At 40.9% G+C, this 10,311-nt stretch carries 7 protein-coding genes; all 7 read left to right on the plus strand.

Going from position 1 to position 10,311, the window contains the following annotated elements; genetic code table 11:
• Window positions 1–10 precede the first annotated feature (10 nt).
• The 7 genes from LX99_RS22420 (at window position 11) to LX99_RS22450 (ending at window position 10,297) form a co-directional block, all read left to right on the plus strand.
• Window positions 11–1,066, plus strand: a complete 1,056-nt coding sequence (locus LX99_RS22420) for a hypothetical protein (protein ID WP_109609868.1) — start codon at window positions 11–13, stop codon at window positions 1,064–1,066.
• Window positions 1,067–1,631: 565 nt separating this feature from the next.
• On the plus strand, window positions 1,632–1,823 hold the full coding sequence (locus tag LX99_RS22425) for a class I lanthipeptide (protein WP_109609869.1): 192 nt from the start codon (window positions 1,632–1,634) through the stop codon (window positions 1,821–1,823).
• Window positions 1,824–2,009: 186 nt separating this feature from the next.
• Window positions 2,010–5,288: a lantibiotic dehydratase gene (locus LX99_RS22430; protein ID WP_109609870.1), complete on the plus strand. Its 3,279-nt coding sequence runs from the start codon at window positions 2,010–2,012 to the stop codon at window positions 5,286–5,288.
• Between the two features lie 20 nt (window positions 5,289–5,308).
• A complete protein-coding gene (locus LX99_RS22435; protein ID WP_170122773.1) occupies window positions 5,309–7,558 on the plus strand; it encodes a peptidase domain-containing ABC transporter in 2,250 nt (749 codons plus the stop codon).
• Window positions 7,559–7,567: 9 nt separating this feature from the next.
• Window positions 7,568–8,035 (plus strand): hypothetical protein, encoded by a 468-nt coding sequence (locus tag LX99_RS22440; protein ID WP_109609872.1) that lies wholly within the window; start codon window positions 7,568–7,570, stop codon window positions 8,033–8,035.
• Window positions 8,032–9,228: a lanthionine synthetase LanC family protein gene (locus LX99_RS22445; protein ID WP_109609873.1), complete on the plus strand. Its 1,197-nt coding sequence runs from the start codon at window positions 8,032–8,034 to the stop codon at window positions 9,226–9,228. Before LX99_RS22440 ends, LX99_RS22445 begins: the two co-directional genes overlap by 4 nt.
• A gap of 1 nt (window position 9,229) precedes the next feature.
• Entirely contained in the window at window positions 9,230–10,297 is a 1,068-nt protein-coding gene (locus LX99_RS22450; RefSeq protein ID WP_146203195.1) for a hypothetical protein, read from the plus strand.
• The last annotated feature ends 14 nt before the right edge of the window (window positions 10,298–10,311 follow it).

A 10,311-nucleotide genomic window follows, 5' to 3' on the forward strand; every position in this document is an offset into this window, starting at 1 on the left:
GCATAAAACAATGGCAAAGAAAAATGATGGACCGGAGCAGCCGGTTACTGGAGATGAGCAGGTAGCAGCAGCCCCTCCGGCGAAAGCTGCGGGTGCGCCGGCCAAAAAAGGAGCGGCGAAGACCCCATCCGACACACCGGAGATCCGTGCCCTGCAGATCCGCTTCAATTTTTACAAGTGGTTTCTCGGCACTTTTCTGATCGGTGCTTTTACCACGGTGACGACCTTTATCTTAAAGGAATATGAATTTAAGTTAAAGACCCGGCAGGCGGAAAGCACCTACCTCAAACCGTACCTGGATAATTACATGAAGTTGTTCGGGAAGAACCTTTTAGGTTATGATCGCGCGGCCGATATGGCCAAATTCCTTTCCTGTTCGGTGGTCGATAAAGACTATAAACAAGGCTGGAACGATCTTTTTGAGTACTGTCAAAAAAGGACGACCGAGCTGAAAGCCAAGAATGATTCGATCACCCGGGATAGTATCGAAAATTCGAAAAAGATCATGATCCTGAACACGCAGGCGCAAAAGATCAATGCGGCAACCGGTAATCCCTCGCCCAAGGCAGAAGCGCAACTACGCCACATACAAGACTCGCTTACTTCGCTGCGCAAGGAACAGGCTTCTTTGGTCGCTGAAAAAACCGGGAACCTGAACAAGATCGATCCCCAGCTCACCAATCAGGCCGTTACCGCACAGGGAACGCATGTCGTTCCAAACCCGGTGCCGCCGATCACCGCCCCGGCGACCGATAACTATGTCAGCATTTCCGACACGAGTAAATTTATCTCGAAGAACTATGCCCAAACGTTCGGCAAGGTGTTCCAGATCGGTGTGAATAGTGTGAGCCCGGGCAAGGAAACCTGTAATATCACCTTATATAGTTTAGAAAATGGTAAGTTCAAAGTATTTAAGGACGATGTTGATCTTGACCTTCTTTCACAGACGTCTTACTATTCGCCGGACCGTCAATACCGGTTCGATGTACAGGTTGTTAAAATGTACTCGTACAGGCTAAGAAATTACGCGACCTTCCATGTGATCGTTTCCAAAAAGGCGTCATGACGCGTGGGGAATTTGCGTTTTCCGATTTTATTTCCCTAACTTCGGAAATTAGCCCCATGTGTCATGCCCCGTCTTCGTACCCTGAGCGATGCCGAACTGACCGATCTGCTCCGGTCGGGTGACCATCTCAATTAAACAGCGACATATCTTCGATATCATCCCAGCACCCCAAGCAGGATTGCAGCTCCTTTCCATAATACAACCATATGCTTCCCTCAGCTTCCCTGGTGGATGATAGGTTAAATGAGTATTAGAAATAACGTTTGTTCTTAAAGATTAGTCTCGCCAATAATCAGATTGGTGTAATAAACTGTACTATTCTGGCCGCTTGAACTACTTTTATTAAAGCAGCCAATTGCATTTCATAACATCATGACTTCTATTTCCCAGGGCGCTAACAGCCCGCTTTTTTTGCCGTCGGATGCCCGCTTTTGTGCGCAATAAAATATGAAAAGAATGATCGCTCAATCTTAAATATCAATTTATAGATCAAGATTTTGTTGTACAGCAAAGGCGTAACCTGAAAAGCCTATAGAGTAAGGACAAACTTTTAAAACTACAAAAAATGAAAAATGAAAAACCTATGGAGATCAATCCATTACAACTTGACAAAGAAACCATTGCTAAACTAGATGAAATGCAATTGCAGGAAATCGCTGGTGGCGTTGGCGTTGAAAGCGTGGGCGTTGTTTCCTGCGGTGGCGTGGGAAACTCATGCGCTGCCGGGACCAGCTGCCAACGCGGTGGTTCTTGCTAATTACACTTTTTTAATATGTCCGGGATGGTCCTCATTGGATTATCCCGGCATATTATTTCTTAGCTTGATCGGCGGGCGGTTTACTGTGCGATTGACTATTAAAAATCTGAAAATACACTCGGTAGCAACTATTCAACATAACCTGTGTTTCGGGTTTTACCTGTAACGCGAACTACCCTGGTATTCATGATGACAATCAACAACCGTCGCCTGATAAAAGATGCGCGGAAATATTTTTTGAAAAATTCAGTGACCGGTTCCGGGGTTTTCATTTATCGCTATACCATGAATCAAAGCTATAATTTCTATCTATTGAGAACCCCTTGCTTCTCAATGAACAAATTAAGAATTTTAAATGAAACAATAGATAATGCCCATATCCTTAATGATTTTGATTGTCTGAAATCTTTTTTTTCTGACGATCTGTTTGTTGAAGCTATCTATCTGGCATCAAAAGACCTTTATGATATACTAAATCAGTGGCTTGATGGTCATCTTGATGATGCCAGGAAAGTTTTCAGCCTGATGCTAACTCTGCATAAATATTACGTTAGAATGTGCACCAGGCCTGTACCTTATGGTACGTTTGCATTAATTAGCAATGGGGTAATTGATGGGAACCCCACAAATATCGATTATTCTTCTCGAAAAATTATAAGGAGATCAAGAGTCGACAACGGGATCACCGGTAAGATCATAGCCGGCCTTAACTCCATACCTGCTGTAAAAAGGCACGTACTGTTTTATCCTAATGATACCATATTAGCCATTGACGGGAAATACCGATATAATGAGTTCAAATATAAGGGTAACCGCAGAGAATATTCATTATCTGCCCTGAGCATAAACAGCTATATTGAAGTGATCTATCAAGCAGCAAAGAAAGGAAAAACCTTTGATGACCTTGGTGCTGTTCTACAGTCTTTAAATCCTAGACTGGATTGGAAAGACATTGCAGTTTTTTTGGATGGATTGATAAAGAACCAGTTTCTGATAAGTGAAATCGATATAAAACCGACCCTTAACAGTCAGATTGATTATCTGATTGAAAGGCTGTCCTCTGTAAGTGAAATAGCCGAGACTATTTCAGTTTTAAAAAGGATACAGATTGAGTTGATTAACAACCAAGGGATATCCACTTATAAAAATGTAGAGCATTTGCTCCAAAAAATCGGCTGGGATCTAAAAGGCGCAATAATTCAGACCGACAGCTACGTTAGTGTTCCAAACACATTGAATTCTTCCCTTTGTGACGAAATAGTAAAAACCGCGGAAGAGTTATCGCAAGTGGCGCCATTGTATAGCATGCCTGCCCTGGAAGAATTTAAAAAGGACTTCATTCATAAATATGAGAACCAGGAAATCCCTTTACTCGAATTAATGGATCCGGAGATCGGTATCGGTTATGGACTGGCCAAAAGCGGATTGATTGAAGATCTGCCACTATTAAATAAACTCCAGGTTCCTGTTCTCAAAAACACTGCTAAAGGCACTTCTGATGCAATGGATTCGTTTGCAGACATGAAAATAAAGCAATATTATAGGTCAGGAGCCTACGAACTTGAAATAACATCTGATGAAATAGAAATTCTAAAAAAGCAATATCGGAATCAAAGCCGCGCTACATCATCGATAATAATAGGGAACCTGATTGGTGCTTCTGCTGAGGCGGTTGACCGGGGAGAATACCAATTTTTGGCGAAAAGGATTAATACTCCTCATGTAACTAAAATCTTCGGCAGATTTGCTGTGGATGATGCCGTATTGACAGCCAATCTTAGAAAATGCGCAGCAGATGAACAGGCTGCAAATCCTGATCTGTTAATGGCGGAACTCATCCATGTACCTGATGACAGGTTGGGGAATATTATTCAAAGACCAGTAATTAGAGAAATGGAGATACCCATACTATCCCCATCGTCTTTACCTGAAGAGGGACGGATCGCGCTCACCGATCTTGTCGTGAAAATCAAAAACAACAGAATTATATTGAGGTCTCTAAGCCGGGATAAAGAAATTTTTCCACATATATCAAACTCGCTGAATGCAACCAATACGCTTGCTGTTTATAAATTCTTGCAAGCATTGCAATATCAGGATCTTCAGTCGGGATTTGACTGGGAATGGCGCATCTACGAAAATGAGCCGTTTCTACCAAGAATAAAGTACAAGAAATTTATTGTGAGCAGGGCCCAATGGTTTTTAGGTAAGCTTGGTACCACGGAATTAAAGCAAAAGGACTCAGACCCTGCTTCAGTCATCAATAGGTTGAGAATCTCTCATAACCTCCCACGTTTTGTTGTACTTCAGAATTTCGATAATGAACTGATTCTGGATCTTGACACATCTTTCGGTATCCGACACCTTTATGACAGTGTTAAGCTTCAGGATACCAAAATTCTGGAATACATCGGGAATCAGGAAGACTGCATCATCAGCGATAAAAATGAAAAGTATTTTAGTGAGTTGTTGATCCCTGTAAAAGGACAACAACTACAATACAGCAATCCGTCTGGTTTCCGCAAAACCGGGTTTCCCCAGCATTCCGTCGGACTGCAAAAAAATTACCCGCCAGGTAGTGACTGGATTTATTTCAAAATATACATGGGGAATTCTACAGCGGACAGATTACTGGTAAGATCAATTAACCCGATAATCGAAAACCTGATAACTGAAGGACTGATCGAAAAATGGTTTTTTATTCGATATCACGATCCATACCCGCATATACGGCTAAGGTTTTTTAATGCTCAAAATATGAGTTTTTGGCACGCAGTTGTTGACGCAATCAACAATGGTATCAGGGTATTAACGGAAAATAGGGTAATCAATAATTACACGCTGGAGACTTATAAACCGGAATACGAGCGGTATGGCACAGAAACGATGCCTTTAGCGGAAAGCTATTTTTTCAGGGACAGCGAAACAGCACTTCAGGTGATCGCAACCGTCGACCGATTCAGATCTGAAGAATTGCGGTGGATCGCCTGCATCTATAGCGTCGATCAATTACTGACAGATTTTGGCTATTCAACTATTACAAAAGTGAAACTCTTAGAGTCGCTTTACAATAGCTTTTTTGAAGAGTTCAACCACGCTAAAACATCCAAAGAAACGAAACTGGAAATGTCCCTGAACGATAAATACAGGATCAACAGACGACTCATCGGAGAGGTCTTTGACGATCTGGCTAGCAGTGACGGCATAGCCGAACTTAAACTGATTTTTCTTAACCGAAGTAATACCACCGCAATGGTGATTGGAGAATTGAAAAATGCCATTTCATCCTGTGAAAACTATACTCAACTCCTTGATAGTCTTGTTAGCAGTTTTATACATATGTCGTTAAACCGCATACTATTAGCCAGGCAAAGAAACCAGGAATTAGTGATCTATCATCATTTATTTAAGTATTACAAAACAGCTTCTATACTACATAACGAACAGGTACGGATGCCTGCATAATTTAATTTTTGTTAATGCGTATGGGAAAGTTCAAATTTTACAAGCAATTCGATAACATGGATTGCGGCCCTACATGTTTAAGAATGATCTTAGGTTATTATGGCCGGTCTTATCCGATCGATCATCTGCGGGCTTTATGTGGAATGAATAAAACGGGGGTTACTTTCTTCGGTCTTCGATCAGCGGCCATGAAGCTGGGTCTTAAAGCGGAGGGTTTTCGTGCGACGACTGATATACTTTTCAATTTAAGTTCTCCCTTGATCATCCATTGGAACGAACGACATTTCGTTGTATTGTACAGGATCAAGCGCAAAACGGATGATGTGAAGAAATGGAAGTTTATGGTCGCAGATCCAGGACATGGCTTACTATCTCTTGATTACGAAGAATTTATCAACTCCTGGATTGGCAACAAGATGTCAGGATTTATGCTGGTTCTAACGCCCGAAACAGATCCGAAGATCGGTGGATTTGAGAACAATAAGCTGAATATCGGGGCTGCAATAAAGAACTACCTGGGACCTTACAGGAAACATTTCTTCCACGTCCTGTTAAGTATGCTTCTCGGAAACGCGTTGATCCTGGCGTTACCATTATTGACTCAGAAGCTTGTTGATATTGGTATTTCCGGTCAGAATATCAATATTATAACATTGATATTGATTTGCCAACTCTTCATATTTATTGGAACGGCGTTATTTGATATCATCAGGAACTGGCTTGTATTGCATATCAATATCCGGGTTAGCCTAACGGTAATTTCTGATTACCTTAATAAGTTAATGCGCCTGCCCATGATGTTTTTTGACACCAAAAATATAGGTGACGTAACCCAGAGGATTAATGATCATAGTAAGGTCGAAGCATTTCTAACCGGCTCTGCACTCAGTACTTTTTTTTCCCTGACCAACCTGGTCATTTTCGCCATCATGCTCTGTCTGTATAGTGTCAAACTATTGATCATTTTTTTATTGGGCTGTACACTATCTGTGCTTTGGATCGTATATTTTTTAAATAAGCGCAAAGAATATGACTACATCAGGTTTCAATTCCTCCGTGAAAATCAAAATGCTGTATACGAAATCGTCGAAGGCATTCATGAAATAAAAACAAACACCTGGGAACAGGGAAAAACCAGTAACTGGGAGAACATTCAAGGGAAGCTGTTTTTGATCACTTCGAAGATTCTCGCCCTCGAACAGATCCAGGAAATAGGGTCTAACACACTGAACCAGCTTAAAAATTTCTCGCTGTCTTATATAGCGGCCATTGCCGTCGTCAAGGGCCATCTGACCATTGGTGAAATGTTAAGCGTTTCGTTTATCATCGGTCAAATGAATAACCCCTTAAGTCAGCTGATCAACTTTTTTAAGAGTATACAGGATGCAAAAATTTCGTTTGAACGGCTAAATGAGATACAGTATCTGGACGACGAGTATACCCTTACACAAAAACATTCAGCGCGGATGACTCAAACCGGAGATATTTCCCTGAATATTCCCGATATAACCGAACCCGGCATCACCATCAGCGGTGTTGGTTTTCGTTATGGGCTCGACAGTCTTCCAGAAGTCATAAAAGGTTTTAATTTGTTGATTCCAAAGGGAAAAACAACAGCCATAGTGGGCTCCAGTGGAAGCGGAAAAACTACTTTGTTAAAACTTCTGCTTAAGTTCTATGAACCATCTTCCGGATCGATCACGATTGACGGACAGGACCTGATTACCATTGACCCATCTAAATGGCGGAGTAAATGCGGCACGGTTATGCAAGATGGCTATATCTTTTCTGACACGATCTCCAGGAATATAGTTCTGACTGCGGATCCATCCGAGATCGATCTTCAGAAATTAAATCATGCGATCAAAGTCTCAAACCTTGAAGAATTCATTAGCAGGCTTCCCCTTGGCCTGCAGAGCATTATAGGTAACGCGGGGATGGGTATAAGTGGCGGACAAAAACAGCGTTTGCTGATCGCGAGGGCTGTATATAAAGACCCTGAATATCTTTTCTTCGACGAAGCAACCAGTGCGTTGGATGCCAACAACGAGTCAATTATCATGGATAATTTCAGAGGAGTGTTCCACGGTAAAACCGTGGTTATCATTGCTCACCGCTTAAGTACCATTAAGAATGCGGATCAGATTGTCGTGGTTGAGAACGGGGAAATCATGGAAAAAGGGAATCATTTTGATTTATTGGAAAAAAGGGGGAGATATTACGACCTGATTAAAAACCAGCTTGAAAACGATGTCTTATTAAATCAATAATCATTTACTATGCCTGAAGTACTTATATTCGATAAAGTCAACAACCTTAAACCTAATTTCATTGTCAGATGGGGGCTTTTCACGATGATAATTATCGTCTTGATTGCGATGCTTATCGCCTGGAATTTTGATTGCGTGTTTCAATTGGCAGGTGAATGTCAATTGAAAAACAACACTCAACAAGGATCAATAATTGAATGCATGGTAGATAGTAAAACTTTAAATCGTTTTGGATTTGAGATGATGCATCGCAAGGTAAGTTTCACCGAAGACAAAATCATGTCACAAAAGTATTCAGGAAAAATCATTGGAGCAAAACAAAATTTATTACTGGTTAAGATGGACTCCATTGGCAATAATACCACAGGTATTCTGAACGGCTCACTCTTCCGGGATGGAAAAAAAAAGATAATTCAGATCTCCATAGAAGACTTAAATCTATTTCAGATCCTATCCCTTAAAGCAAAAAGCAAATGACAGATAAAAGCTTTCAAAAAGAACATATGTTCAAAACGATCTCTAAAATCGCTCTTTCTCTGAACTCAAATTTGGCGCTTTTTAATAACAATATGTCGCTGGACTCGGGGAGGACAGGTGCAGCTCTTTTTCATTTCTATTATGGACTGTTCCTTGAAGACAGTCAATATTTGGATTCGGCAAGGGAAGTATTCACTGCAGGCATGGCTGCATTTGATATAAAACAGTTCGTTAAAGTATATTCGTCGGATTCTCTTGATAACCACCTGGCGGGTATCGGTCGTTTCGTAGAGTTCTGCAACAGGCATAAACTCTTGGAAATAAATGTCAATTCCTACCTCGAGCAATTAGATAATGCGCTTGCCGGACTCATGCGCAGCAAAATCACTATAGGGGACTTCGATTATAACAGTGGGGCAGTAGCGTCAGGATATTATTTCCTAAGCAGGTTATCCTCAAACGACAAAGTGAAGGTAAATCTCTCTGAGCTGGTTCATGGTATTGCTGATAAGGCCATTCAGGATGACGAGGGACACTGGTATTGGGAAAGCCCGACGTTATACCGAAATACCTATTTCGGGATTTCACATGGTTCAGCGATGATCATTTCAATTGTGGGAAGTCTGGCTGAAAAGGGGATTGAAACAGCTTTGTGCCTGGAAATACTGGAAAAGTCAGTTCCTTTTGTGCTGAAACACAAAAGACAAGTAAAATACGGGCATTTTCCGATAAGTAATGGCGATGAATCATTCGACGAAAAACCATTCTGCATATGTTATGGCGACCTTAGTGTTGCGTTATCATTGGTGAAAGCACGGCGATTCATAAAAAATGATGACTTGGATGATATAATTCATAAAATCCTTAAAGAATCCTATGAACGAAAACCTGGTATTTACCCGAGGGATGCAAGTATAACTTATGGCGCAGCAGGCCTGGCAGAGATGTTCAACGCGCTTTTTGATTTAACAGATGATCAGGAATGCCATAAAGCTGCCGGGTATTGGTATCAGGAAATTCCGCGATTTGCGAGTTACGAAAATGATTTTGCTGGCTTCTATAGCATGACTACCAAGGAAAAAGATTTTTGGAACCTTTCATTCGGCTGGGGAGTTGCAGGTATTGGCATCACTTTAATGAGATATTTAAAGCCGGAGCTTCCGGCATTCAACGAACTATTAATGATCGCGTAATATGACCATTCATCAACTCTTAGATCAATTATCGGAAAATTTTAAATCATTTCCGCCATCTTCTACTAAATCCACCATGCTTTATGATAGCGTTAAATTACAACGCATTCTTTTAGGTAAGGAAGCAGCCGGAGTCTTTAGTGATAAGGAACATGTGAACAAATTGGACACGATCAGCGGCAAATTTGGAAGCCTGACATCTGTTATGCATAAAAATCCGGAGGAAGGGTACGCCGAATACAAATTATTTGAACAAGCCGACCTACACCAATTAGAAGAATACGATTATTTATATGTAAAACAATGGGTTTTATCGGTTGAAGCATTATATTACTATAAAATAAAGGATTTTAAAAGGGCATTTAATCTCACTCTGGAGTGTATTTCACTTTGCGATATGATGATCAGCATGGGCATGACCACCCTCGTTTTAAGACTGATTGAGCAAAATAAGAACCTTGCCAGGATATATCTTGCGGGAGGAAATTTGCAAAAAAGTTGGAAGTTCGAATTTGAGATCCTGAATTACCTTTTCAACGGCGAGCAAACCATGCTATTCGGAATGACTATCCGGGAACCACGAATTTGGACTTCTATTGAATATATCCGTGAAGGGTATGCTTACGAATATGTCAGAGGACTTATCCACTCTATAGTTAATTCAAAGCAAAATGAAAATGATAAAGCAGCAATGTTTTACGAAATTTTCAACGACCTGACATTTGTTGTGAATACCCCGGACCGAAAGATCATCAGGGAATGGCTGAACTTGTTTGCGTCATATTATGCAGAAGACTACCTAGCTTTTCTGACGGAACTTACTGAGTTGTTGCAAGCAGAAACAACTCTCATTTATGATATCCTGAAGATATTAGCACTTATTCAGGTTAAAACCATCATTGAAAAATCCAACTACCTGCTTTCAGAAGAATTATACAGCAAGATCAATCATTACAGTGAAACGGCTATTACAGCTTATGATTACCTCAAGCCCTTGATCTACAAACCGGGAAAGACAGCAAAATCTCATGGGAATCAGTCAGGGATCCTTTTTCCCGAAAGTGTGTAACATTTGCAGTTACC

This window comes from Mucilaginibacter oryzae, assembly GCF_003148845.1.
In the GTDB taxonomy this organism is placed as follows: Bacteria; Bacteroidota; Bacteroidia; order Sphingobacteriales; family Sphingobacteriaceae; genus Mucilaginibacter; species Mucilaginibacter oryzae.

Coding starts and splice junctions, on each gene's coding strand:
- LX99_RS22420 (WP_109609868.1), top strand. CDS start 11: ATGGCAAAGAAAAATGATGGACCGGAGCAGCCGGTTACTGGAGATGAG.
- LX99_RS22425 (WP_109609869.1), top strand. CDS start 1,632: ATGAAAAATGAAAAACCTATGGAGATCAATCCATTACAACTTGACAAA.
- LX99_RS22430 (WP_109609870.1), top strand. CDS start 2,010: ATGATGACAATCAACAACCGTCGCCTGATAAAAGATGCGCGGAAATAT.
- LX99_RS22435 (WP_170122773.1), top strand. CDS start 5,309: ATGGGAAAGTTCAAATTTTACAAGCAATTCGATAACATGGATTGCGGC.
- LX99_RS22440 (WP_109609872.1), top strand. CDS start 7,568: ATGCCTGAAGTACTTATATTCGATAAAGTCAACAACCTTAAACCTAAT.
- LX99_RS22445 (WP_109609873.1), top strand. CDS start 8,032: ATGACAGATAAAAGCTTTCAAAAAGAACATATGTTCAAAACGATCTCT.
- LX99_RS22450 (WP_146203195.1), top strand. CDS start 9,230: ATGACCATTCATCAACTCTTAGATCAATTATCGGAAAATTTTAAATCA.